This is a genomic window from Saccharothrix sp. (assembly GCF_031180885.1).
GTDB lineage: Bacteria > Actinomycetota > Actinomycetes > Mycobacteriales > Pseudonocardiaceae > Actinosynnema.
In genome coordinates, this window is the sequence record NZ_JAPSLK010000063.1 from 1 (window position 1) to 24,543 (window position 24,543).

Below are 24,543 nucleotides of genomic sequence, written 5' to 3' on the forward strand. Positions count from 1 at the left end.
CCCCCCGCACGGCCTGCCAGAGGCAACCACAGATTTCCGGGGTGTGCAATAAAACTTTTGCTCGTACCTCGCAAAACTTTTATTGCACACCCCGGAAATCTGTGGTTGGGCTGCGCCCAGGCCGTACGGGGGGAACACGAGGCCGGCGCTGTGGCTGAACAGCCCAAAGACCAGCGCCTTCGGCGCCACGCCCGGCAAAGTGGGTTCTTTTCCGCGCGTAGCGCGGCTTGCGGTTCGGCCTCGGCTGCAAAGCCAGAGGAAGGGCTTCCGTCTTCCCCCCGTACGGCCTGGGCGAAGCCCAACCGCGCTTTGGTCTTCTCCGCAACCAGCTTTTCCGGTTGCGGAGAAGACCAAAGTGTGGTTGCCTCCGGCAGGCCGTGCGGGGGGAAGACCGATGGCCTTCCTCCCCCGGGGGCCTCCAGGCCCGCTTTTGATCTTGAGAGCGCGTCAGCGCGTCCTGCTTGAGAGCGCGTCAGCGCGTCCAAGTCCAGCGCGATAGCGCGTCCAAGCCCCAGCGCGAAGCGCGTCCCAGTCACCAGCGCGAAGCGCGTCCAGGTCCAGCGCAGCGTGAGAAACCGCAGGTCAACGAAGAGGGGACCCCTCCGGTTTCCGGGAACCAGAAGGGCTCTACTACGGTGATCGTCTAAGCGGTTGAAAAGCCAGCCGCAAGCCAACCGGCGACCGGTGCCCCGGTCGCCAGGTCAGCGTGACAGCTGTGGGCTTGCGGGGCTGGCACCGCATGTCCGTCGCACGCGCTGACCACGAGTTTCGACGTGCGAGAGGAGCCCGACCGTGGTCGGGGACGACGGACTGGACAACACGCTCGCCGCGCGGATCGCCAGCCTGGAAGCGGAAGTGGCGGGGCTGCGCCGAGCGGTGCAGACCCGCACCGTGATCGGACAGGCCACGGGCCTGATCGCGGCCGTCCAGGGGTGCACGCCCCAGGAGGGCTTCCGACTGCTGGTCAGCATGTCGCAACACCACAACGTCAAGCTGCACACCATCGCGGTGCAGCTGATCGACCTCGCCGCCGAGCTGGGCGCCCGGCGGGCGGTGCGGGCGGTGCACCGGACGGCGCTGCCGAACGGGCAGCCCGAACCCGCCGAGTGGCCCGGGGTGGAGGAGGTGGTGCAGGCGGCCCGGAGCCTCGTCGCGGCCTACGACGCCGCGAACGACGCGGTGGCCCCGTTGCCCGACGTCCGAAGACACCTGGCCGACCAGGTCAGCCTGGCCGGCCGGCTGCTCGCGGAGAAGCTGGCCGAGGTCGGCTGGCTCCCGGAACACCGAACGCCTCAACCGGACAACTGAACCACCGCGAACGACTCGGCGGGCAGGTGCGCCACCTGCCCGACGACCTTCGCCTCCGCCGAGGCCAGCAGCACCTCGCCGGGTCCGGACAGCTCGACCTCCGCGTCGCCGCCGAGGTTGCCCACCACGCGCAGCGACCCCCGGTGCAGGACCAGCACGTCGCCGACGACGTCGACCCGGAACCGGTCCAACCGGGGGTCGGCCAACTCCGGCCGCGACCGGCGCAGCGCGATCAGCGACCGGTACAACTCCAGCACCGCCCGGTGCCGTTCGAGCCCAACCTCGTCCCACCGCAGCGTGGACCGCTCCACGGTGGCCGGGTCCATCGGGTCGGGCACCTCGGACTCGCCCCACCCGTGCCGCGCGAACTCCCGCCGCCGACCCGTGCGCACCGCCTCGGCCAGCTCCGGGTCCGGGAAGGACGCGAAGAACTGCCACGGCGTGCTCGCCGCCCACTCCTCCCCCATGAACAGCATCGGCGTGTACGGGGAGCAGAACACGATCGCCGCGCCCACCGCGAGCCGACCCGGCGACACCGACGCGTTCAGCCGGTCACCGACCGCCCGGTTGCCGATCTGGTCGTGGTTCTGCAGATAAGCCAGGAACCGGTACCCCGGCAGCCGCTTGTCGACCGGCCGCCCGTGGTGCCGGTGCCGGAACGAAGACCACGTCCCCGCGTGCAGGAAGACACCCTCCAGCGTCTCCTTCAACGCCCCCTCGAAATCCGGGTAGTACCCGAACGTCTCCCCGCTCAACGCCACGTGCAGCGCGTGGTGCAGGTCGTCGGCCCACTGGGCGTCCAGCCCGTACCCACCCGCCTCACGCGCCGTCACCAGCCGCGCGTCGTTGAGGTCCGATTCCGCGATCAAGACCAACGGCCGACCCAACCCAGCCGACAGCGCGTCCACCTCGGAAGCCATCTGCTCCAACACGTGCACAGCGCTGCGGTCCACCAACGCGTGCACGGCGTCCAGCCGCAACCCGTCCACGTGGTAGTCCCGCAACCACCCGACCGCGTTGTCGACCACGTACCGGCGCACCTCATCGGAGTCCGGCCCGTCGAGGTTCAACCCCGGGCCCCAGTCGTTGCGGCCCGCGAAGTACGGCCCGAACCGGTCGAGGTACGCCCCCGACGGCCCCAGGTGGTTGTAGACGACGTCCAGCAGCACGGCCAACCCGCGCCCGTGGCAGGCGTCCACGAACCGCTTGAACCCGTCGGGCCCGCCGTACGGCTCGTGCACCGCGCCCCACAGGACACCGTCGTAACCCCACCCGGCCACACCGTCGAACGCGTTCACCGGCATCACCTCGACGTGCGTGATGCCCAGCTCCACCAAGTGATCCAGCTTCTCCACGGCCGCGTCGAACGTCCCGCCCGCCGTGAACGTCCCGATGTGCAGCTCGTAGATCACCGCACCCTGCAACGGCCGCCCAGTCCACCCGGAGTCCGTCCACTCGAACGCCGAGTGGTCGTAAACCCGGGACGCCTCATGCACCCCGTTCGGCTGCCACCGCGACCGAGGATCGGGCAGCGCCTCGCCATCGACCATGAACGCGTAATCGGTGCCCTCGACGTCGGCGTGCCACCACCCCCCGTCCCCGGCGGTCATCTCGTGGTCCTGCCCGTCCACCCGCACCTGAACGCGATCACGAGCAGGCGCCCACACCGAGAACGTCACGAATCTCCTCGCACCAGCAGTGCCACCGGGTAGTGGTCCAGCATCTCGCCCAGGTGCCCGCGCACCGGCCGGGACGTCAGCACGTCGGTCCAGTCACCGGGCGGCAGCGGCAGCACGGTGTCCCGCCAGCCCCCGCCCGCCGCCAATCCCACCGGCAACCGGGTCGCCACCGCAACGAGACCGGCCCGTTCGAACGCCACAACGTGCTGTGCCGCAGGCCCGGCCCCCCACAACGGCCGGTACCCCCGGAACAACTCCGGCCGTTCCCGCCGCAAGGTCAACGCCCGGTGCACCACCAACAACTTGGCCGCGCCGGAATCGTCCACCGCCGGCAGCCACCCGTCCCGGATCCGCGCCAGCAGCCGCCGCCGCACGTCGTAGTCCACCGGCCGCCGGTTGTCCGGATCGACCAGGGACAAATCCCACAACTCCGAACCCTGGTAAACATCCGGCACACCGGGCGCAGTCAGCTGCACCAGCTTCTGCCCCAGCGCGTTGGACCACCCCGGCGCGACGACCCGTTCGGCGAACGCCGCCACGTCCCCGCCCAGCGGGCTGTCCAGCACCCGCGCGGGCCACGCCGCGACCGCCGCCTCGAACTCCTCGTCGTGGTCGATCCACGTCGTGCGGACCTTGGACTCCTTGGCCGCCTTGTCCAGGTACGCGGCCATCCGGTCGGCGGTGATCGGCCACGCCCCGACCAGCGACTGCCACGCCAGCACGTTCAGCGCGGGCTCGTCGATGCCGCACTCGGCGGTCCACCGCCGCACCGCCTCGGCGAACTCGTCGGGGATCTCGGCCAGCACCGCGAGCCGCGCCCGCACGTCCTCCGACCGCTTGGTGTCGTGCGTCGACAACGCCGTCATGGCCTCCGGCGACCCGGCTTCCCGCGCCGCCGCCCGGCGGTGGAACTCCTCCACGGGCACGCCGAACCGGTCCGGTGCGCCGCCGACCTCGTTGAGCGCCACGAACCGGCTGTACCGGTAGAACGCGGTGTCCTCGGTGCCCTTGGCGACGACCATCCCGGATGTCTGCTGGATGCGCGTGGCCAACTCACCCCGTGGATCGGCCCGGACCTGCTCGTCCAGCGCCCGCACGGCCGGGCACGTGCACGCCGCCACCGCCGCGTCCCACGCGTCCCGCCCCTCCGGCAGGTACGACCGGTACACCGGGAACGCGACCATCACCTGCGCCACGGCCTCCTCGGCCAACGCCCGGTCCGGGTGGTCCACCAACGCGGCGATCCGCTTCACCTCGGCCCGCAGGATGCCGCGCGCCACCAGGTCCCGGCACTCGTGCTCGACGGCCCCGAAGTCCGTCGCCACGCCCAGTTCCGCCGCCAGCGCGGTGAACGGGGCCTCGCCCGCCGGGTCCACGAACAGCCCGCACACCTCGCGCAGCGCGTCGTACCCGGTGGTGCCCTCGACGGGCCACGACACCGGCAGCGCCTCGTCCACGCCGAGGATCTTCTCGACGACCACCCAGCACCCGGCGCGTTCCTTGAGCCGCCGCATGTAGGCGCCCGGGTCGGCCAGCCCGTCCGGGTGGTCCACGCGCAGGCCGGTGACCTCGCCCGCCGCGACCCAGCGCAGCACTTCGCCGTGGGTGGCCTCGAAGACCTCCGGGTCCTCCACCCGGACCGCCGCGAGCGTGGTGATGTCGAAGAACCGCCGGTAGTTCAGCTCGGCGTTGCCGCGCCGCCAGAACACCAGCCGGTAGTGCTCGTGCTCCTCTTCCTCCTCCGGCGAGCCCGCGAAGGGCAGCAGCAGCTTGTCCCCCTCCCAGTCGAAGTACTTCGCGTACTTCGACTCCCGCCCGTGTTCGAGCAGATCGGACCACCACGGGTTCTCCGGCCCGGTCGCCATGTGGTTGGGCACGATGTCCACCACCAGGCCCAGCCCGGCCCGCCGCAGCGCCTTGCCCAGCGCCTGCCGTCCCGCCTCGCCGCCGAACTCCTCGCGCGCCTTGGTCGGGTCGACCACGTCGTAGCCGTGCGTCGAACCGGACACGGCCTCCAGCAGCGGCGACGCGTACAGCGCGCCCACGCCCAGCGCGTCGAGGTAGTCCACCACCGCTTCGGCGTCGGCGAAGGTGAAGTCGGGCGTGAACTGGATGCGGTAGGTCGAGGCCGGCGCTTTCCGGTCCGGGGCGGTCATTCGACGCCCGTCCGCTGGAGCACCAGCAGTGACCGCGCGGGCACGGTCACCGTGCCGCCGGCGAGCACCGGCTCACCCGTGTCCGGTTCCCGGACGACCCCGGTGAACGTGTCGACCACCACCGTCCACTGCGGACCGTAACTGTCATCCGGAAGGGTGATTTCGATGCCCCCGTGGTGGGCGTTGAACACGAGCAGGAACGAGTCGTCCAACACCCTCATGCCGCGCGGGTCGAGGTCCGGGATGCCCTCGCCGTTGAGGAACACGACGACGCAGCGGCCGAAGTCGTCCTCCCAGTTCTGCTCGGTCATCTCTTCGCCCGAAGGTGTGAACCAGGCGATGTCGCGGAGTTCGTCGCCCTTGCGGATGGGCTTGCCCTGGAAGAACCGCCGCCGGCGCAGCACCGGGTGGGCGCGGCGGAACGCGGTGAGCGCGGAGGTGAAGTCCAGCAGGTCCTTGTTCTTCTCCACCAGGGTCCAGTCGACCCACGACAGCTCGTTGTCCTGGCAGTAGGCGTTGTTGTTGCCCTGCTGGGTGCGGCCCAGTTCGTCGCCGTGCAGGATCATCGGGACGCCCTGGGACAGCAGCAGCGTGGCCAGCAGGTTGCGCCGCTGCCGACCGCGCAGGTTCAAGACCTCGGGGTCGTCGGTGGGGCCCTCGACGCCGCAGTTCCACGACCGGTTGTCGTCGGCGCCGTCGCGACCGTCCTCGCCGTTGGCGTCGTTGTGCTTGCGGTTGTAGGACACCAGGTCGGTGAGGGTGAACCCGTCGTGCGCGGTGACGAAGTTGACCGACGCGTACGGGCGGCGGCCGTCGTCCTGGTACAGGTCCGACGAGCCGGTGATGCGGGAGGCGAACTCGCCCAGCGTCGCCGGCTCGCCGCGCCAGAAGTCGCGGACGGTGTCGCGGTACTTGCCGTTCCACTCCGTCCACAACGGCGGGAAGTTGCCGACCTGGTAGCCACCGGGTCCGACGTCCCACGGCTCGGCGATGAGCTTGACCTGGCTGACCACCGGGTCCTGCTGGACCAGGTCGAAGAACGTCGACAGCCGGTCCACGTCGTAGAACTCGCGGGCCAGGGTGGCGGCGAGGTCGAACCGGAACCCGTCCACGCGCATCTCGGTCACCCAGTAGCGCAGCGAGTCCATGATCAGCTGGAGGGTGTGCGGGCTGCGGACGTTGAGCGAGTTGCCGGTGCCGGTGTAGTCCATGTAGTACTTCGGCTCGTCGTCGACCAGCCGGTAGTAGGCCTGGTTGTCGATGCCGCGCATGGAGATCGTCGGGCCCAGGTGGTTGCCCTCGGCGGTGTGGTTGTAGACCACGTCGAGGATGACCTCGATGCCCGCCTCGTGCAGGGCGCGGACCATGCCCTTGAACTCCTGCACCTGGTTGGCCTGCTCGGGTAGCGCCGCGTAACCGGCGTGCGGCGCGAAGAACCCGATCGTGTTGTAACCCCAGTAGTTGCGCAGGCCCTTCTCGGACAGCCCGTGGTCGGTGATGAACTGGTGCACCGGCATCAGCTCGACCGCGGTCACGCCCAGCGACTTCAGGTGCTCGATCACCGCCGGGTGCGCGAGGCCCGCGTAGGTGCCGCGCAGCCGTTGGGGCACCTCGGGGTGAAGCATGGTCAGGCCGCGCACGTGGGTTTCGTAGATGACCGACTCGTTGTAAGGGGTCTTGGGCGGACGGTCGTTGGCCCAGTCGAAGAACGGGTTCACCACCACCGACAGCGGCACGTGGCCGGCGGAGTCCAGGTCGTTGCGCTCGTCGGGCTTGCCGAACGGGTAGCCGAACAGGGACTCGTGCCAGTCGACGCCGCCGGTGATCGCCTTCGCGTACGGGTCGATGAGCAGCTTGTTCGGGTTGCACCGGAGCCCCTGCTCCGGGTCGTGGGGGCCGTGGACGCGGAAGCCGTAGCGCTGGCCGGGGCCGACGCCGAGGAGGTAGCCGTGGTGGACGAAGCCGTCCACCTCCGGCAGCCGCACGCGTTCCTCGGTGCCGTCCTCGGCGAACAGGCACAGCTCGACGTACTCCGCGACCTCTGAGAACAGGGTGAAGTTGGTGCCGACGCCGTCGTAGGCCGCGCCGAGCGGGTAGGGCGTTCCGGGCCAGGGTCGCACAGGTGCTCCTCCGGGACGAACGGGTCAACCCCTACCGTTCTAGATCATGCCCTGCCGGCGTGCGACCGGACGAGCTGACCGCGGGCCGCGACCAGCAGCAGTCTCGCCTCCTGCAACTCGCAGTAGCGCAGGTGCTCGCAGGCGGCCTCGGCGCAGGCCACGGCGCAGGCGTAGGCGTCGTCGGCACTGGCCCCGTCGACCGTCCGCAGGGCTTCACGGAGGGCCTGCTCGGCGGCGAGGGAACCGGCCAGGGGATCGGTGAGGTGCGAGGGCCGGACGGCCGCGAGGACGCGTTCGACGGCGAGTTCGAGGACGTCGGCGGGAGCCGGGGCGATCATCTGTTCGGGCACCAGCCCGGTGCGGGACACCAGCTCGGTGTTCACGGGTGAATGCCACCTCCAACCGTTGCGCGGGTGACGGCTTGACGATACTCCGCAGTGACGGGAACTGCGGTGACGAGCGTGTTTCCGGTCATCGACGGAGCACCTCCGCGACCCGGAGGACACGCGCGTCGGTGAACAGCCCACCGACCCGGACCGGCAGCGGGATCCGCCAGTTCGGGTACTGGTCGACGGTGCCCGGGAGGTTCGGCTGACGGGTGTCGCCGAGCGCGTCCTGGGGCGATGTGAGCAGCAGCAGGGACGGTGCCTTCGCTAGTAGGGCGTGGAGTGCGGTAACCAGGTCATCGGCAGGGACACCCTCGGTCTTGAGCAGTTCTTCGAGTTCCGCGCGCTCGGTGGCGGCAGACCGGTATTCCCGCTCCACGTCCCCCGCAAACTGCCCCAGTTCGGCTCGCACCCGAACGTGTTCGGCTTGCAGGAACCCGGCGGCGGTGGGGAGGTCGTGGGTGGAGATGCTGGCCATGGCTGTTTCCGTCCACGTTCGTGGGGGCTTCAGCGGGTGGCCGGGTTTCTTGTAGTCGCGCTGGAACCACAGGACGGCGGAGCTGAGCATCCCGTGGGCGTGGAGTTGCTCGGTGACCTTGGGCTCGACGGTGCCGAGGTCTTCTCCGACGACGACGGCGTTGGCGCGGTGCGCTTCGAGCGTGAGGACGGCCAGCATCGCGTTTTCGTCGTAGCGGACGTAGGTGCCGCGCTTGGGCGGTTCGCCGGGCGGGATCCACCAGAGGCGCCACAGCCCGGCGACGTGGTCGATCCGGATGCCGTCGCCGTGTTTGAGGACGCTGCGGAGGACCGCGCGGAAGGGTTCGTAGCCTTGTTCGGCGAGCCGGTCGGGGCGCCAGGGCGGGAGGTTCCAGTCTTGGCCGAGCTGGCTGAACGCGTCCGGGGGTGCGCCGACGCGGACGTCGGGGGCGAAGGCGTCCCGGACGGCCCACGTGTCCGCGCCGCCGGGGTGGACGCCTACGGGGAGGTCGTGGACGATGCCGACGGCCATGGCGTTGGCGGCTTCGCGGGCTCGGGTTAGCTGGGCTTCGCAGAGGTGCTGGAGCCAGGCGTGGAAGGCGACCCGGTCGGGGTCGGCTTGGGCGGTGGCGGGGTCGCGATCTTGTTCGGGCCAGGTCCGCCAGTCGGGCCCGTGCTTCTCAGCCAACGCACAGAACCGCGCAAAGTCCCACAGCTCCCGGTCACCCGCCCCGGACCGCCCACCTTCCCCCGCGCTCTGGTCCACCTCACCGCTCAGCAGCCCCGCCGCTTCACCAGACAGCCCCGCCGCCCCGCTGGGCAAGTCCGCCGCCCCACCGGGCGGCTCCACCCACCCACCCGCGTGGGCTGCATGATCACCACCCTCGCCGCCACCCTCACCGGCGAGCCCCGCCACCTCGCTCGGCAGACCTGCGCGCACACCGGCCGGGTTGGCGCCGGCGTCAGCCGGATTGGCGCCGGCGTCAGCCGGATTGGCGGCAGCGGCGGCGCGGTTCGCGCCGACGCCAGCCGGATTGGCGGCGGCGCCGGCCGGGTCCGCAGCAGCGCCGGCCCAGTCCGCAGCGGTTGCGGCTCGGTTCGTGGCGGCAAGTGGGTGGTTGGCGGCGGTGGCGGCGTGCCCGGCGGTTCCTGCCGGCCGGCCTCCGGGCTCGGCTTGGCCGTGGCCTCCGGCCCCCGTCTCCATTGTCCCACGGGGGTACGACATTCCGGCCGAAGCGCCCCCGGGGCTCATTGTCCCACTCGGGTACGACACTCCCGTTGGAGCGCCCCCGGGGCTCATTGTCGCATCCGGGTGCGACAGGCGGCTCTCCCAGAGCAGTTCGAGGGCGGCCTTCTTCGCCGTCCACACCGCGTCGTAGTCGATCAGGTCCGTGTCGTTGTCCGGGCGCAGGGCGTCGACGCGGCGTCGGGTCTCGTCGTCGGCCCGTTGGTAAGCGTCGGTGTCGGCGATGCGCAGGTACAGCGGGTTGGCGAAGCGGCGGCTCGACGGGGAGTACGGCGACCGTTCCACCGGGACGGTCGGGCTGACCGCCTGCACCGGGTTCACCAGCAGCACACCGGCACCCAGCTCAGTCGCGCTGCGGCGGGCGATCGTGGCCAGGTCGGCGAAGTCGCCCATGCCCCACGACTCGTCCGAGCGCATCGCGTACAGCTGGAGCATCCAGCCCCACGTCTTCGGCACCGGCGGCAGGGCGCGGGGCGCGACGATCACCGTGCGGTCACCCAGGTGGTGGTAGCCCAATGGTGGGGTGGCGGGCAGGTCGAGGGTGCTGCCGTCCTCCAGGGCGAGCACGCCCGGCTCGGTGAGAACGTCGCCCTCGCGGAGGACGATGGTCTTCGGCGCGGGTCTGGGCGCGGCCAGCGCTCGGCGGACCGCCTCGGGGGTCGAGGCGTCGACGCCGAGTTCGGCGAGCACGGCCACGACGACGTCGGGATCGACGTCGGCCCGTTTCTGGTCCGCGTCCTCGTACCACGTCGCCACGCCGTGCGCGTCGGCCAGTGCCGCGAGCTGGTCGTCCACGTGGGACAGCTTCGTCTCAACAGGTGCCCGGAAGCCAGGCGTGGGGGGACTGGTCACCCGATGGTTGCAGATGGTTCACACCTGGTCACCGCGCGGCCGTCGACTCCCGGACCACGAGGTGCACCGACGGCGGCTTCGCGTCGTCCTCCTCGCCGCGCAGCCCGGCCAGCAGCCGCCCCACGGCGTGCTCCCCGCGCTCCCGCCACGCGCCCTCGACGGCGGTGATGCCGACCGCGCTGACCAGGTCGGGGCCGTCCAGGCTGACGATCGACACGTCACCGGGCACGTCCCGCCCGTCGCGCCGCAGCCGCAGGAACACGCCCAGCGCCACCTGGCCGCTCCCGCACACCACGGCGGTCGGCAGCCGGTCGCCGTCCAGCAGCACGTCCACGACCTGCTCGCCACCCGCGACCGTGGACGACGACCACAACGTCCACTCCGGACGCACGCTCAGCCCCTCGGCCACGAGCAGTTCGTCGTAGGACTCGTCGACGTCCTCGGGCAGCACCAGCGCGACGTCCCGGTGACCCAGCTCCAGCACGTGTCCGGCGGCCAGCCGCAGCGCCTCGCGCGGGTCGTCGTCCCGCACCGCGACCAGCGGCAGGTCCAGCGCCTCGATGGCCGCGGCCTCGTCGTCGGTGAGGTCGACCGACAGGGCCAGCACGCCGTCCACCCGACGCCCCAGCGGCGGCAGTTCCTCGAAGAACTTCTCCCGCGCCTGCGCGTCGCGCAGCACGTAGAGCAGGACGTCGTACCCGGCGGCCCGCAACGCGCCTTCGGCACCGGCCAGCAGGTCCCCGCGCCCGACGTCCGCGGTGAGCACGGCGACCGCGTACTTCCGCCCGCCCGCCAGGCTGGAGGCGTCCCGCGCGATCGCGTACCGCATCCGCTTGGCGACCTCGGTGACGTAGCGGCGCGTCGCCTCGGACACGCCCGGCTCGCCCCGCAGCGCCCGCGACACCGTCGCCGCGGACACCCCGGCGGCCCGCGCGACGTCGGACATGCTGGTCAACTCACACCTCCCGGCCTGGCTACGAGCCTAGCGAGAACCGTACGGTGGGCAGCGGGCGAACACCGTGCGGCACGTGATCGACACCCTCCGGGAGGACCGAGGCATGAAACCAGGCGACACCGCGCCCGATTTCACCCTGCCAGACCAGAACGGCACCCCGACCAGCCTCACCGAACTGCTGGCGTCCGGCCCGGTGGTCCTTTTCTTCTACCCGGCCGCGATGACCCCGGGGTGCACCGCGGAAAGCTGCCACTTCCGCGATTTGGCGGCGGAATTCGCGGAAGTCGGCGCCCAACGCGTCGGCATCAGCCGCGACCCGGTCGAAAAGCAAAAGGAATTCGCCGACCGCCACACGTTCGACTACCCGCTGTTGTCGGACGTAGACGGCAAGATCGCCGAACGATTCGCGGTCAAGCGCCGTTTCGGCCCCTTGCCGGTCAAACGCCACACCTTCGTCATCGACACCGACCGCACGGTGCTCGACGTGATCAAGTCCGAATTCGCCATGAACACCCACGCCGACAAGGCCCTCACCACCCTCCGCGCCCACGTCAAGGACTGACGCCGACATCAGACCCGGCATTCCCCCGCCGACAGCCGTTTTTTGTCGGTGGTCGCCGGTAGAATCGATGTCGGGGGCCGTGGCCCGCGCGGCCGTCAGCAGGCACGCGGATGTTCGGTTCCCCGCTTCACGGGCGCAATCCGGCCAGGACGAAGTCCGCGATCTCCGCCGCCAGTCTGCTCGGCGGTTTGGGGCCGTCCGGGCGGTACCAGGTGGGGAGTTGGTTGACGACGCCCAGGGCGATGAGGACGGCGGTGTCGGCGGGGACGCGGGCGCTGAAAGTGCCGTCGGCCTGCGCCTTCTCGACGACCGCGCGGAAGGTCTCGTGGTAGCGGCGGCGTTCGGCGCGGAAGGCGGCCATGCGTTCGGCGTCCAGTTTGTGCATCTCGCGCACGAACACGGCGGTCTCGTCGACGCTCTCCGCGGTCGTCTCCACCAGGCTCACGATGATCCGCCGCACGGTCGTCGCCGCGTCCTCGCCCGCCGCGATGATCCGGTCCAGGTCGGCCATCTGCCGGCCGATCAGCGACCGGTAGATCTCGAACAGCAGGTCGTCCTTGGAACCGAAGTAGTGGTACAGCGCGCCCTTGGTCACCGAGGCCGCCTCGACCACCTCCTGCACGGTGGTCGCGTCGAACCCCTTCGCGGCGAACAGGCGCACCGCCGCCTCGACGATCCGCTCGGGCGTCGACCGACGCGCCACGTCAGGCCCCCGGCGCCAGGGCGCGCACCAGCTCCAACTGGTCCGCGCCGGTCGGGAGGACGGCGATGATCGGGGTGTCGACGCCGTTGGCCGCGTACTTGGCGACCTGCGCCCGGCAGTGCTCGACGCTGCCGTGCACGACCAGGTCGTCCACCACCTCGTCGGGAATCACCTCGGCCGCTTTGCGGCGGTCGCCGGCCTGCCACGCCTCGTGCATCGGCCGCAGCAGCTCGCCGCGCCCGAGCCAGTCGTGGAAGGCCGCGTACGCGGGGACGGTCAGGTAGGTGCTGATGAGCATGCGGCCCAGCCCGCGCGCGGCCTCGGCGTTCTCGGTCGGGCACACGAAGATCCGCGCCGCGAGTTCCTGGTCACCCAGTTCGGCGCGGACCTTGGGCACGTCGTCCGCACCCAGCCAGTTGGTGATGGCGCCGTCGGCCTCGCGGCCGGCGAGGCGCAGCATGTTCGGGCGCAGCGCGGCGAGCATGATCGGCACCGGCCGCTCGGGCACGCGCTCCAGCCGGAACCCGCGCACGGCGAACGTGTCGTACTGCTCGGTGACCTTCTCGCCCGCGAGCGCCGCCTTGAGGAAGCGCAGCGTGTCCCGCGTCCGCTTGAACGGCTCGGCGAAGTCGACCGCGTTCCAGCGCTGGACGATCGCCGGCGACGACGACCCGATGCCGAGCACGAACCGGTGGCCCGACACCTCGGCCAGGGTCGCCGCCGTCATGGCGAGCGTCGCGGGGCCCCGCGTGTAGACGGGCGCGATCGCCGTGCCCAGCCGCAGGTCCGACCACTGCGCGGCCAGGGCGAGCGGCGTGAACGCGTCGGTGCCCGCCGTCTCGGCCGACCAGATGTCGGTGTAGCCGAGGTCGCCGAGTTCGGACACGAGTTCCCGGTGGTCGAGCACGGGAACGCCGACCAGCGGCAGCGTGATTCCCCAACGGCCCACGATCGCCTCCGTCTGCTATGGGTGACGGGGACCACCGTACCTCAGGTACCGACCAGTCGGTATGTCCGCAGAGGGTTCAGCGGTTCGGCGGTTCGGCGGTTCAGAGCGAGATGCCGCGCTCGCGCAGCCAGCCGACCGGGTCGATCTTCTGCGAGCCGCCCAGCCACACCTCGAAGTGCAGGTGCGGTCCGGTGGACTGGCCGCGGTTGCCCATGGTCGCGATCTGCTGGCCGGCGGCGACCTGCTGGCCCTCGCTGACCAGGATCTCGTTCACGTGGCCGTAGACGGTGATCGTGCCGTCGCCGTGCTTGACCCGGACCCACAGCCCGAAGCCGCTGGCCGGACCGGCCTCGACGACCACGCCGTCCATCGCGGACAGGATCGGGGTGCCGATGGCGTTGGCGATGTCCACGCCGTAGTGGGTCGTGCCCCACCGGGCGCCGAAGCCGGACGTGAACGAGCCCTCGGCGGGCTTGGCGACCTTGGGCCGGCGGGCGGCCTCCTCGGCGGCCTTCTGGGCGGCGACGCGTGCCTCCTCGGCGGCCTTCTGGGCGGCGACGCGTGCCGCCTCGGCCGCGGCGGCCTCCTGCTGGCGCTTGAGTTCGGCCTGGCGGGCCGCGTAGCCGGTCGAGGCGTGCTGGATCGCCTGGCTCACGTGCTGGCGGGCCACGAGGCCTTCCGAGCGCATGAGCTTCGCGGCCTCGAGGCCGGGCCGGATCTCGTGCCGGGTCTGGACGGTCGGGGCCTCGGGGGCACCGGACACCGCGATCGCCGCGGCGAGGTCGGTGCTGGCCGCCAACGGCGTGATGCTCGTGCCACCGCCCGCGGCGCCGACACTGGCCAGGGCGCCGAGCGCCACGACGGCCGCCACCTTCTTGCCGGTGACCTGCTTTCTGTCATCCTCCGCGCGGTGCGCACCACGCTTGCCGGTGGCGCTCGGGCGCGTGCTGAACACGCTGCGACCACGGGCCTTGGTATGCCGTGACAAAGGTATGCCTTCCTTGCATCGGGGAGCCCGGTCGGGACGTCTGGCGGGGGATCCAGGTGGCGAGGCTTTCGGGGAGCGACGCCGTGTCCCTTTGGTGACCGAACCGTGACATGCGGCGGGGACCGTAACCCGTGGTGATGAGCGAAGGCAACCCATCGGGCCGCGACTAGCGCTATTTGGTGAGATAACCCACTGATCGTCACTGTGAGTGACGTAGTACGCGGGCGTTCCACATTAGGCCGTTATAAATGCCTGGTCAGCGGGGTGGCGCTGGTGTGACCGAGTGAGGCTCGGCGCGGGCCGGCGGTCGGGGCTGGTGATCGGCGGGGTTGTGGTGTCTGGCTGCGTCTTTGGGCTGGTCGGCGGCGGTATCAGTGGTGGGTTTCGGGGTGGGCGTCGCCTGTATCGAGACAGTTGGGTTTGGTCGGGTTGGTGGTGGGGTACGGAGCGGTGCTGTGTCGGCGGCTTGGCCATGGGGTGAGGCGCGGGAGCGGGGGTGGGCAGCGGCGAGGTGCGGGAGGAGGCGGGGGCGGGTGTGAGCGTGGGAAGTGAAGAGCCGTGGCCCGGAGGGGCCACGGCTCTTGTGTGCGCGCGGGTGTGGGTGGTTGCTAGCGGTAGCGGGGGTCCACTGGAGGGAGAGGGGTGGGTTCCTTGCCCTCGTGTAGGGGCTTCATGGCGTTGAACCACGTCGGGGCGGCTACCGAGCCGCCGAAGACGCCCGTGGTGCCCGGGGCGTTGCCGCACAGGCGCGGGGGTGTGGTGTTGCAGATGACCTGGGGGGCCACGCCGTCGGTGAAGGTCATCACGGCGCCCGCGTAGTGCGCGGTCGCGCCCATGAAGGCGACCGACCAGTGGTCTTCCGTGGTGCCGGTCTTGCCGATCATCGGCCGGTCCCAGCCCGCCTTGCCGGCCGCGCCGGCCGCGGTGCCGCCGGTCTTGATGTCGGCGCCCAGGCCGTTCGCCAGGGCGTTGGCCACCTCGGGCGCCACGGCCTGGTCGCAGGGGGCTTCCTTCAGCGCCACGGATCGGCCGTTGCGGTCCGTCACGCCCTCCACCGGGGTCGGCGGGCACCACTTGCCGGAACTCATGATCGTCGCCGCGACGTTCGCCAGTTCCAGGATGCTGGTCGGGCCGACGCCCAGGGTGAACGAGCCGCGGTTCTCGTTCTTGATCGTCTCGCCCTGGGACTGCTCGCCCGGCTTCACCGGCTCGCCCTTGGTGGTCACGCCGTTCATGGACTCGCGCAACCCGAGGCGGGAGGCCATGTCGACCACCTTGTTCAGGCCGACCTGCTCCTCCAGGATGACGAAAGCGGTGTTCGGCGACTGCGCGAGCGCCTCGGTCAGCGTCATCTTGTCCTTGTAGGTGCCCGCGTTCTTGACGGTGTACCCACCGCGGTCGCCCTTGTAGATCCGGGACGTGTACGTGGCCGGGGTGTCGATCTGCTTGTCGAGGCGGGCCACGCCGGCCTCCAGCGCCGCCGCGGCCGTGAACACCTTGTACGTAGAGCCCGTGCCGAACTTGGTCACCTCGGACGGCAGCGGGTAGGCGCTCTGGCCGGCGTCGGCGTTGTTGCCGAAGTCGCGGTTGGCCGCCAGCGCCCGGACGCGGTGCTTCTCGGTGCCCGGCTCGACGATCGCCATCGCGTTGGCGATGCCGTCCTGGTCCTTCGGCACCTGGCCCTCGGCCGCCTCCTTGGCCAGGCGGGTGGCGACCGGGTCCATCGTGGTGTGGATGGTGTAGCCGCCGCGCTTCAGCTCGTCCACCGGCAGGCCGGCCTTCTCCAGGTAGTCGAGCAGGTACCGGCAGAAGAACCCGTACACCGGGCCGTCGCCCGCGCCCACGCAGCCGTTGGGCAGCAGCTTGAGGTCCGGCACCACGCCGATGCCCTCGGCCTTGTACTCCGCCGCCTTCTCCTCGGCCACCTTCGGGTCCGCGCCGAACGCCCCGTTCTCCCGCATCTTGTCGATCACGGTGTTGCGCCGCTTGATCGCGGGCTCCACGGCGGCACCCGGGTTGAGCCGGCTCGGCTCGTTGACCAGGCCGGCCAGCATGGCCGCCTGCGGCACGGTGAGCTTGTCGGGCGTGGTGCCGAAGTAGGTCTTGGCCGCCGCGCCGACGCCGTAGGTGCCGTTGCCGAACGGGACGATGTTGAGGTACCCGGTGAGGATCTCGTCCTTGGTCATCTTCTGCTCGAGCTGCGTGGCGATGCGCGCCTCGCTGATCTTGCGCCCGATGGTGGCCTCGGTGGCCTTCTCGTAGGCCTCCTTCTCCCCCTTGCCGACCACGAACGCCAGGTAGTTCTTGACGTACTGCTGGGTCAGCGTGGACGCGCCCTGCGTGGTCTCGCCCTCCACGCCGGCCTTGGCCGCCGCACGCGCGATGCCCTGCCAGTCCACGCCCTTGTGCTCGAAGAACCGCTTGTCCTCGATCGCGATGATCGCGGCCTTCATGGTGTCGGCGATGCCCTCCGACGGCACCGGGATGCGGTACTGGTCGTACAGGTAGGCGATCGGCTGCTGGTTCATGTCGAGGACGGTGGTGACCAGCGGCAGCTCGGCCTTGGTCAACTCACCGGACGTCTGGTCCACCGTGTCCGCCGCGCGGTTGGACGCCAGGCCCATCCCGCCCACGACCGGGAACAGCAAGGCGGCCACCAGGACCCCCGCCACGAGGCACAACCCCGCCAACTTGACCAGACCCGTCGCACGCGCGGCGAACACTGAACAACCCCTTCCGGATCCCCTCGGAGAAAAGCCCCCTGGACATAAAGTCGCGCGGCGACCGCCTCAGGTTGCTTGCCGACCCGAAATTACTCCTGCCCCTTCCGGGCGATGGCGAAACCCCCTGTGCCGCACGGCTCGCGGCCGTACGGGTCAATGATCGAACGGATGTTCGAACCTGGCAAGATCACGATCGGGTGATCGTCACGAGGAGCGCAGCCTGATCGTCGCGCTCGCCCGGCGCACTTCAACGCCCGCGTGGTGCGGCAGCACGTCTTCGAGGAACCGGTACCCGCGCAGGTCCGGGTCCACGTCCGCCCGCCGGCTCACGGTCCGCCACCAGGTCGCGATGTCCACCCACCCCGGAGCCGACAGCGACCCGCCGAAGTGCTGCACCGACAGCGCCGCGCACAGGTTCGCGAACCGGACCCGGTCGCACAGCGGCCACCCCGCGAGCGTCCCCAGCACGAACCCGGCCCCGAAGACGTCCCCCGCCCCGGTCGAGTCCAGCGGCGCCACGTTCAGCCCGGACACGTCGACCACCTCGCCGGTCGCGGAGTCCACGGCCACCGCTCCCCCACCACCGCGGGTGACCACCACCATCGGCACATAAGAAGACAGCACCCGTGCCGCATCAAGAGCGGACTCGGTCCGTGTGTACCGCATGGCCTCGACGTCGTTGGGCAGGAACACGTCATACCCGTCCAGCCGCCGCAGCAACTCGGGTGCCCACACCTCGGTCCGGTCCCACCCGATGTCGGCGAACAGCAACGCCCCCGCGGCCTTCGCCGTGCGCACCCACTGCTCGTCCTCCGGCTGGATGTGCACGAAGCAGGCCCGCGTGCGCGGCGGCGGGTTGAGCAACTCGTCGGCGGACACCGGCGGCCGGTGCCCGTGGGTGACCATCGACCGGTCGCGGTCCATCGCCATCGACACGGTCACCGGCGTGTGCCACCCGTAGAACCGGCGGCAGTACAAGAGGTCCACGCCCTCCTGCTCCGCCAGCACCTCCCAGCAGAAGTCGCCGTAGGCGTCCTCGCCGAACGCGGCGGACAGCGCGGTGCGCAGCTGGAGCCGGGACAGCGCGACGGCGAGGTTGGCGATGCCGCCCGGGCACGAGCCCAGGCCCTCGGCCCACACCTCGGTGCCCGGCGCCGGCGGCCGGGGCAGGCCGGTGAAGATGATGTCCAGGAACACCGTGCCGGACAACAGCACGTCGAACGCGGGCTCGTCGGCGGTCGTCATCTCTCAACGATGCCAGGATCAGCCCTCGGCGGCCGCGAACATCTCCCGCATCCGCGCCAACGCGCGGTGTTGCGCCACGCGGACCGCGCCGGGGGTCGACCCGACGGCCACCGCGGTCTCCTCGGCGGACAGCCCCACCGCGACCCGCAGCACCAGGATCTCCCGCTGCCGCTCGGGCAGCCGCCGCAACAACTGGGTCACGGCCTCGATCATCTCGCCGTTCATCGCCCGCTGCTCGGGGCCGTCCTCCAGGGCCGGCGTGTCGGGCAGCTCGGGCACGACCTCGGAGCGGCTGCGCACCGCCCGTCTTCGCGCGTCGGCGACCTTGTGGGCGGCGATGCCGTACACGAACGCCAGGAACGACCCGGGTTCGTACTTGTACTTGCCCAGCGCGGAGACGACGGCGAGGCAGACTTCCTGCGCGATGTCCTCGGCGGACACCAGCGTGCGCTCGCGCGTGCCCACGCGGGCGCGGCAGTAGCGCAGGACGAGCGGCTGGACGCGGGCGAGGAGGTGCTCCACCGCGCGCGGCTCGCCGGCCAGGGCGGCGTCGACCAGGTCGGCCAGCTCGGCCTCGGCGGTCCAGCGCACGGGCTTGGCGGGCGCCCCGCCGGCCAGCAGGGTGACCTCGGGGCGGCCGGTCGCCGCGGGGCCGACCTCGATCTCGACGTCAGCTCGCACGGATGCGTGCTGCACCATCCGGCGACCTCCTCACGCTCGTGTTGCCTCCCGGCTCATCCCGGCTCATTGATGAGGAGGACGCTGCGCGGCCCCTGATACGGGATTCGCCAAAGCTGACCACGAACGCGGTCCACGTGGTGGGAACAGCACCCGAGTGAGGGATGGAATGGACCGTTCGGCCTAATGCGGCGGAGGGCTACTTCACCAGGGCGAACTGCTTGACGCCCAAGTAGCCGACCCGGAACCCCGCTTCGGAGTACGCCAGGTAGAACTCCCACATCCGCCGGAAGGTGTCGTCGAAGCCGAGCCCGGCCACCTCGTCCCACCGCGCGAGGAACCGCTCGCGCCACCGCCGCAGGGTCTCGGCGTAGTCCGGGCCGAACTCGCGGGAGGCCTCGACGCGCAGCGCGGTGTGGTCGCGGACGGTCTCCTCGATCGCCCGCACGGACGGGATCAGGCCGCCGGGGAAGATGTACTTGTGGATCCAGGTGTAGCCGGCCGCGCCAGCCGGCATCCGGTCGTGCGGCATGGTGATGGTTTGGAGCCCGAACCGCCCGCCGGGCACCAGTGACCGGTCGACCATGGCGAAGTAGGTCGGCCAGTACTCGCCGCCCACGGCCTCGATCATCTCCACGCTCACCACGGCGTCGTACCGGCCGGTCTCCTCGCGGTAGTCGCGCAGGTGCACGGTGACCCGGTCGCCCACGCCGGCCGCCGCGATCCGCTGCTCGGCCAGTGCCTTCTGCTCGGCCGACAGGGTCAGCGAGGTGACGGTCGCGCCGGGCGGCGCGGACGGCCAGCGCGCCCCAGCCGGTGCCGATCTCCAGGACGTTCGAGCCGGACTTCACGCCCGCGTAGTCCAACACGCCGTCGATCTTGCGCAGTTGGGCCTGGTCCAGCGGCTGGTCGGGGTGCTCGAACCAGGCCGACGAATAGGTCATGGTCTCGTCGAGGAACACCGCGAACAGGTCGTTGGACAGGTCGTAGTGCCGGTGGGCGTTCTGCCGGGACCCGGCCACGTCGTTGCTGTCGGAGGCCGGGTGACGGCGCTCGACCCAGCGGCGCAGCAGTTGCAGCCGGGGCGGGATCAGGGTGGTCAGGCGGGCGGCGAACGCGGTGAGCAGGTCGGCCAGCCGGCGGGTGGTCCAGTCGCCGACCATGTACGCCTCGCCGAAGCCGATCTTGGCGTCCACCCCGAGGCGGTGGAAGAACGCCGCCGGCCGGTGCAGGCGCATGACCGGCGCGTCGGGACCGCCGGCGCCCAGCCGCGCGCCGCCGGGTAGCTCGACCCGCACGGGCAGGCCGCGCACGGCGTTGCGGAACAGGGCCTCGGCGATGCGGGCCCGCCACGGCGACCTGGGCGGGGTGTGCAGACCGGGCCACCTGCCCTGGTCGGGGCGGGGTACGTCGACGGTGCTCATCGGCCACTCCTCGGCACGATCGGCAGCCTGCGCCCCTTCATCGTGGCACTGAAGGGTGTGCGGCCGCCCCTGTCGGGAGTTGTGGGCACACCGAAGTTCGGCCGCACGGTTGAATGCTCGACAAAGGACCGGATCACGGATGGGACCTGGATCACAGTGATCGAGCAGCTTGCGGTGGAGACGGGCGAGGGCGTGTTCGACGCGATCGCGGCGGGGCCGGCGGACGGGCGGCCGGTGCTGCTGCTGCACGGCTTCCCGCAGGCGGCGGTGGCCTGGGAGCACCCGGTGCACGTGCTGGGGCGGCACGGGTACCGGGCGGTGGCGTTCGACCAGCGCGGCTACTCCCCCGGCGTGCGCCCGGAGCGGCCCGCCGAGTACGGCGTGGACTCGCTGGTCGGGGACGTGCTGGCGGTCGCGGACGTGCTCGGGTTCGGCGGGTTCGACCTGGTCGGGCACGACTGGGGCGGCGCGGTGGCCTGGTGGACCGCCTACGAGCACCCGGAGCGCCTGCGGACGCTGACCGTGGTCTCGACGCCGCACCCGCGTGCGCTGGCGGACGCCATGAAGACCGACGAGGACCAGCACATGCGGTCGGCGTACATGACGGAATGGCGGTCCTCGACCACCGAGAAGCGGATGCTCGCCGACAACGCGGACGCGCTGCGGCGGATGTTCGAGTGGAAGGTGCCGCCGTCGCGGGTGGACGAGTACGTGCGGCGGCTGTCCGAGCCGGGCGCGCTGACCGCGGCGCTGAACTGGTACCGCGCGGGCCGTCCCGGCGGGCGCATCGAGCACGTCACGGTGCCCACGATGTACGTGTGGAGCACGGAGGACGTGGCGTTCGGGTCGACCGCCGCGCTGGACACGGGCAAGTGGGTCAAGGGGCGGTACCGGTTCGAGATGCTGGAGGACGTGTCCCACTGGGTGCCCGAGCAGGTGCCGGAGGTGCTGACATCGCTGCTGCTGGAGCATCTTTCGTGATTTTTCCGTGATTCTTGAACCGCGTCCCGGGCGTGGCACGTGTTCTGGCGTATGACTGAGTTGACCTACTCGGAGCGCAGGGTCGCGACCCTGGCCGCGTGTGGCCACAGCAACCGGGCGATCGCGATGCGCCTGCACATCACCGTGAGCACGGTGGAACAGCACCTGACGAGGGTGTACCGCAAGCTGGCCGTCTCCAGCCGGGCCGAGCTGAAGGGGCACCAGGCCCTAGTGTGACCCCATGCGGGTCGCGGGGTTGCTGCTGGCCGCGGGCGCCGGGCGCAGGTTCGGCGGCCCCAAGGCCCTGGTGTCGCACGGTGGTGCGCTGTGGGTCGACTCGACCCTGGCGGTGCTGCGGGACGCCGGGTGCGCGCCCCTGGTCGTGGTGCTCGGGGCGCGGGCGGCGGAGGTGCGCGCGCGGGCCGTGCTGGACGGGGCCGAGGTGGTCGTGAACGACGACTGGGCGTCCGGCATGGGGTCGTCGCTGCGGGCCGGGCTCGCGGCCGTGGACGCTTCGGCGGACGCCGTGGTGGTGCTGCCGGTGGACACACCGGGTGTGACTGTCGCGGCGGTGCGTCGGTTCATGGACTTGGCGTCACCGTCCGCGCTGGCACGAGCGGTGTACGACGGTGCGCCGGGCCATCCGGTGCTGCTCGGCCGCGACCACTGGGCCGGGGTGTCGGTGTCCGCGACCGGGGACGCCGGGGCGCGGGACTACTTGGTGGCGCACGGGGCCGTGGCGGTGCCGTGCGACGACGTGGCCGACGGTCGGGACGTGGATCGGCCCGAAGACCTGCCGTGATGTTTCAGGTGCCGTTGCGGGGGTTGCCCTCGTCGTCGCACGGCAGGTTCTGCTCGCCGTGCTCGCTGATGAAGTCGTCGCCGATGTCGTCGGCGGTGTCCTGCATCGCGGCCGGCGGGATGCAGGACACCGCCGAACGGTCGGTCCACGTCCCGGATCAGCAGCAGGGACAGGGTGAACAGCGTGGTGAGCACGGCCAGCCCGACCACTTCGGCGCCCTTGCCGCGCGCGGGCAGGTTGAAGGCGAACGCGATCAAACGGCGGCCTCCCCTCGTCCGGCACGGGCTCACCTCCAGTGGCCTGCACCGGCACGGCGGCGGCAACCCGGCGGACGAAGAGCACACCTTCACGGTCATGTGCGTTTGAGCGCGCGGGCGCTGAACACGACGCCCAGGCACAGCACCGGCAGGATGCCCAGCGCCAGGCTCTGCGACGTGGCGTGCGCGAGCAGGCCGATCAGCGGCGGTCCGAGGAGGAAACCCGCCCAGCCGGCGGTGGCCACGCCCGCGATGGCCTGCGCCGCGTGCGCGTCGGACTGCGCCGCCGCCGAGCTGAACGCCACCGGCACGATGCACGCCAACCCCAGTCCGAACAGGCCCAACCCGACCAGCGCGAGCCCGAACTGGCCGACCACCAGGGCCGTGCCCAACCCGACCGCGCCGATGGCGGCCAGCGTCGCCACCACGCGGGCCGGGCCGAAGCGGAGCACCCACCGGTCGCCCATGACCCGGCCGACGAACATCAGCATGGCGAACACGGCGTAGCCCCAGCCGGCGCTCTCCTCGGAGACGCCCACGGTCTCCTTGAGGTACAGGGCCGCCCAGTCGCCGACCGCGCCCTCGCACAGCAGGCCGGCGAACATGATCGCGCCGAGCACCAGCACGTGCTTGTCCCGCCACGGCAGCCCCAGTTTGTGCTCGTCGACGGCGTGGTCGTCGCCCAGCATGGCCCGGGTCAGCGGCCACGCGACCAGCGCGACCAGCACCAGCGCGCCGACCATCTGGCTGGTCAGGTCGACGTCGAGGCCGAGGGCGACCGCGCCCAGGCCGACGCCGACGAAACCGCCGAAGCTCCACCAGGCGTGGAAGCTGGACAGGATGGGCCGGCCGTAGCCGTTCTCGACGGCGATGCCCTGCGAGTTCATCGCCACGTCCAGCGCGCCCTGGGTCGCGCCCCACAGCGCCAGCGCCGCGAACAGCGCCCACGCCGACCACGCGATGCCCAGCAGCGGCGAGGTGAGGCCGTAGCCGAGGAACGTCAGCAGCACGACCCGCCGGCTGCCCCACTTGGCGACGGCGTTGCCCACCAGGAGCATCGCGGCGACCGACCCGACCGGCGCGCCGAGCAGGGTGAGGCCGAGGGTGCCGTCGTTGAGGCCCAGGTCCTCCTTGACGGACGGGATGTGCGGGGTCCACGCGGCGAAGATGGCCGCGTGCAGGCCGAACACGATCGCCGTGGCGACCCGCGCCCGACGGGGCACGTCGAGCGCGGTGTCAGACAAGGCGGACCTCCACCCCGGCCTCGCGCAGCCGCTCGACCTCGTCTTCCGGGGCGTCCCGGTCGGTGACCAGGACGTCGATCTCGTCCGCTCCGCACACCCGGCCGAACGCGGTGCGCCCGAACTTCGAGCTGTCCACGGCGGCGACGATGCGCGCGGAGGCGTCCACGGCGGCCTTCTTCACCGCGCCCTCGGCGAGGTCGTGCGCGGACACGCCGTCGCGGGCGCTGAGGCCGCAGCTGCCGAGCACCATCGTGTCGAAGCGCATGACCTTGAACGCGTACTCGGTGAGCGGGCCGACGAACGCCAGCTCACCGGGCCGGATGTCGCCGCCGGGCAGCACCATGCGCACGTTCTCGGCGCTGCGCAGCGCGTCGGCGGCGTGCAGGGACAGCGGGAGGACGGTGAGCCGCCGGTCGGTGAGCCGCCGCGCGACCTCCAGGGTGGTGCTGCCGCCGTCGAGCACGACGGTCTCGCCGTCGTCGATCAGGTCCGCGACCGCCTCGCCGATGCGCCGCTTGGCCTCCAGGCGCTGCCGCGACCGCGCCGCGTACGGGGTCTCCTCGCCGGTCAGCATGCTGACCGCGGCGCCGCGGACCCGGCGCAGCAGCCCGTCGCGCTCGAGCACGTCGAGGTCGCGGCGCACGGTCATCTCCGACGCGCCGACCAGCTCCGCGAGGGCGCCGACGGCGACCCGTTCACCGCCGCGCAGTCGCTGGAGGATCCGCTCGTGCCGAGTTGCAACATCCATGGTGTTCATCTGAACATGGGATGTGTTCGAACGTCAAACCCCTCCTGGCGGGCGGTGCGC

At 71.3% G+C, this 24,543-nt stretch carries 20 protein-coding genes and 1 pseudogene; 5 read left to right on the forward strand and 16 right to left on the reverse strand.

The annotated features are described in order from the left end of the window. Window positions 1-792: 792 nt before the first annotated feature. Window positions 793-1,308 (forward strand): ANTAR domain-containing protein, encoded by a 516-nt coding sequence (locus RIN75_RS37785; RefSeq protein WP_309116905.1) that lies wholly within the window; start codon window positions 793-795, stop codon window positions 1,306-1,308. Here RIN75_RS37785 and treZ read toward each other — a convergent pair. The 6 genes from treZ to RIN75_RS37815 form a co-directional block, all read right to left on the reverse strand. Then, window positions 1,293-2,987 carry a malto-oligosyltrehalose trehalohydrolase gene (gene treZ, locus RIN75_RS37790; protein ID WP_309116906.1) on the reverse strand — a complete coding sequence of 565 codons (1,695 nt, stop codon included), beginning with the start codon at window positions 2,985-2,987 and terminating at the stop codon, window positions 1,293-1,295. The genes RIN75_RS37785 and treZ overlap by 16 nt on opposite strands. Beyond that, window positions 2,984-5,143, reverse strand: a complete 2,160-nt coding sequence (gene treY, locus RIN75_RS37795) for a malto-oligosyltrehalose synthase (protein WP_309116907.1) — start codon at window positions 5,141-5,143, stop codon at window positions 2,984-2,986. Before treY ends, treZ begins: the two co-directional genes overlap by 4 nt. Further along, complete coding sequence (gene glgX, locus RIN75_RS37800) at window positions 5,140-7,263, reverse strand: glycogen debranching protein GlgX (protein WP_309116908.1); 2,124 nt, start codon at window positions 7,261-7,263, stop codon at window positions 5,140-5,142. Before glgX ends, treY begins: the two co-directional genes overlap by 4 nt. A gap of 44 nt (window positions 7,264-7,307) precedes the next feature. Beyond that, a complete protein-coding gene (locus RIN75_RS37805; protein ID WP_309116909.1) occupies window positions 7,308-7,646 on the reverse strand; it encodes a hypothetical protein in 339 nt (112 codons plus the stop codon). A gap of 88 nt (window positions 7,647-7,734) precedes the next feature. Continuing rightward, window positions 7,735-10,167 carry a 4-alpha-glucanotransferase gene (malQ, locus tag RIN75_RS37810; protein WP_309116910.1) on the reverse strand — a complete coding sequence of 811 codons (2,433 nt, stop codon included), beginning with the start codon at window positions 10,165-10,167 and terminating at the stop codon, window positions 7,735-7,737. A gap of 85 nt (window positions 10,168-10,252) precedes the next feature. Beyond that, the gene (locus RIN75_RS37815; protein ID WP_309116911.1) at window positions 10,253-11,170 is read right to left on the reverse strand and encodes a LacI family DNA-binding transcriptional regulator; all 918 of its coding nucleotides are present in this window, start codon (window positions 11,168-11,170) and stop codon (window positions 10,253-10,255) included. Window positions 11,171-11,282: 112 nt separating this feature from the next. Between RIN75_RS37815 and RIN75_RS37820 the strand changes: the two genes are divergently transcribed. Further along, window positions 11,283-11,741, forward strand: coding sequence for a peroxiredoxin (locus tag RIN75_RS37820; protein ID WP_309116939.1), 459 nt, complete (start codon window positions 11,283-11,285; stop codon window positions 11,739-11,741). 127 nt (window positions 11,742-11,868) lie between these two features. Here the strand turns inward: RIN75_RS37820 and RIN75_RS37825 are convergent, their stop codons facing one another. The 7 genes and pseudogenes from RIN75_RS37825 to RIN75_RS37855 form a co-directional block, all read right to left on the reverse strand. Beyond that, the gene (locus RIN75_RS37825) at window positions 11,869-12,444 is read right to left on the reverse strand and encodes a TetR/AcrR family transcriptional regulator (RefSeq protein ID WP_309116912.1); all 576 of its coding nucleotides are present in this window, start codon (window positions 12,442-12,444) and stop codon (window positions 11,869-11,871) included. 1 nt (window position 12,445) lies between these two features. Then, on the reverse strand, window positions 12,446-13,393 hold the full coding sequence (locus RIN75_RS37830) for an LLM class F420-dependent oxidoreductase (protein WP_309116913.1): 948 nt from the start codon (window positions 13,391-13,393) through the stop codon (window positions 12,446-12,448). Window positions 13,394-13,493: 100 nt separating this feature from the next. Next, complete coding sequence (locus tag RIN75_RS37835; RefSeq protein ID WP_309116914.1) at window positions 13,494-14,348, reverse strand: M23 family metallopeptidase; 855 nt, start codon at window positions 14,346-14,348, stop codon at window positions 13,494-13,496. 641 nt (window positions 14,349-14,989) lie between these two features. After that, window positions 14,990-17,104, reverse strand: a complete 2,115-nt coding sequence (locus RIN75_RS37840) for a transglycosylase domain-containing protein (protein WP_309116915.1) — start codon at window positions 17,102-17,104, stop codon at window positions 14,990-14,992. A gap of 204 nt (window positions 17,105-17,308) precedes the next feature. Then, window positions 17,309-18,349, reverse strand: coding sequence for a PfkB family carbohydrate kinase (locus RIN75_RS37845; protein ID WP_309116916.1), 1,041 nt, complete (start codon window positions 18,347-18,349; stop codon window positions 17,309-17,311). Window positions 18,350-18,367: 18 nt separating this feature from the next. Continuing rightward, window positions 18,368-19,045, reverse strand: coding sequence for an RNA polymerase sigma factor ShbA (gene shbA / locus RIN75_RS37850; protein WP_375296076.1), 678 nt, complete (start codon window positions 19,043-19,045; stop codon window positions 18,368-18,370). Window positions 19,046-19,226: 181 nt separating this feature from the next. Continuing rightward, window positions 19,227-20,451, reverse strand: a pseudogene (locus tag RIN75_RS37855) (class I SAM-dependent methyltransferase). A 156-nt stretch (window positions 20,452-20,607) separates the two neighbouring features. Between RIN75_RS37855 and RIN75_RS37860 the strand changes: the two are divergent. From RIN75_RS37860 to RIN75_RS37870, 3 genes are read left to right on the forward strand one after another with little or no spacing between them, the layout of a single operon-like run. Beyond that, window positions 20,608-21,432 carry an alpha/beta hydrolase gene (locus RIN75_RS37860; protein ID WP_309116918.1) on the forward strand — a complete coding sequence of 275 codons (825 nt, stop codon included), beginning with the start codon at window positions 20,608-20,610 and terminating at the stop codon, window positions 21,430-21,432. 51 nt (window positions 21,433-21,483) lie between these two features. Further along, entirely contained in the window at window positions 21,484-21,669 is a 186-nt protein-coding gene (locus RIN75_RS37865) for a helix-turn-helix transcriptional regulator (protein WP_121228113.1), read from the forward strand. Window positions 21,670-21,673: 4 nt separating this feature from the next. Then, window positions 21,674-22,234, forward strand: coding sequence for a nucleotidyltransferase family protein (locus RIN75_RS37870; RefSeq protein ID WP_309116919.1), 561 nt, complete (start codon window positions 21,674-21,676; stop codon window positions 22,232-22,234). 4 nt (window positions 22,235-22,238) lie between these two features. On the opposite strand, the gene RIN75_RS37875 is transcribed toward RIN75_RS37870, so the two are convergent. The 3 genes from RIN75_RS37875 to RIN75_RS37885 all read right to left on the reverse strand — a co-directional run bounded on the left by RIN75_RS37875 (window position 22,239) and on the right by RIN75_RS37885 (window position 24,483). Next, on the reverse strand, window positions 22,239-22,364 hold the full coding sequence (locus tag RIN75_RS37875; protein WP_309116920.1) for a hypothetical protein: 126 nt from the start codon (window positions 22,362-22,364) through the stop codon (window positions 22,239-22,241). A gap of 222 nt (window positions 22,365-22,586) precedes the next feature. Then, complete coding sequence (locus RIN75_RS37880; protein ID WP_309116921.1) at window positions 22,587-23,735, reverse strand: MFS transporter; 1,149 nt, start codon at window positions 23,733-23,735, stop codon at window positions 22,587-22,589. Next, window positions 23,728-24,483, reverse strand: coding sequence for a DeoR/GlpR family DNA-binding transcription regulator (locus RIN75_RS37885; RefSeq protein ID WP_309116922.1), 756 nt, complete (start codon window positions 24,481-24,483; stop codon window positions 23,728-23,730). Before RIN75_RS37885 ends, RIN75_RS37880 begins: the two co-directional genes overlap by 8 nt. Window positions 24,484-24,543: the final 60 nt, after the last annotated feature.

Coding starts and splice junctions, on each gene's coding strand:
- treY (WP_309116907.1), bottom strand. CDS start 5,143: ATGACCGCCCCGGACCGGAAAGCGCCGGCCTCGACCTACCGCATCCAG.
- RIN75_RS37815 (WP_309116911.1), bottom strand. CDS start 11,170: ATGTCCGACGTCGCGCGGGCCGCCGGGGTGTCCGCGGCGACGGTGTCG.
- RIN75_RS37820 (WP_309116939.1), top strand. CDS start 11,283: ATGAAACCAGGCGACACCGCGCCCGATTTCACCCTGCCAGACCAGAAC.
- RIN75_RS37845 (WP_309116916.1), bottom strand. CDS start 18,349: ATGACGACCGCCGACGAGCCCGCGTTCGACGTGCTGTTGTCCGGCACG.
- RIN75_RS37865 (WP_121228113.1), top strand. CDS start 21,484: ATGACTGAGTTGACCTACTCGGAGCGCAGGGTCGCGACCCTGGCCGCG.
- RIN75_RS37870 (WP_309116919.1), top strand. CDS start 21,674: ATGCGGGTCGCGGGGTTGCTGCTGGCCGCGGGCGCCGGGCGCAGGTTC.
- RIN75_RS37885 (WP_309116922.1), bottom strand. CDS start 24,483: ATGGATGTTGCAACTCGGCACGAGCGGATCCTCCAGCGACTGCGCGGC.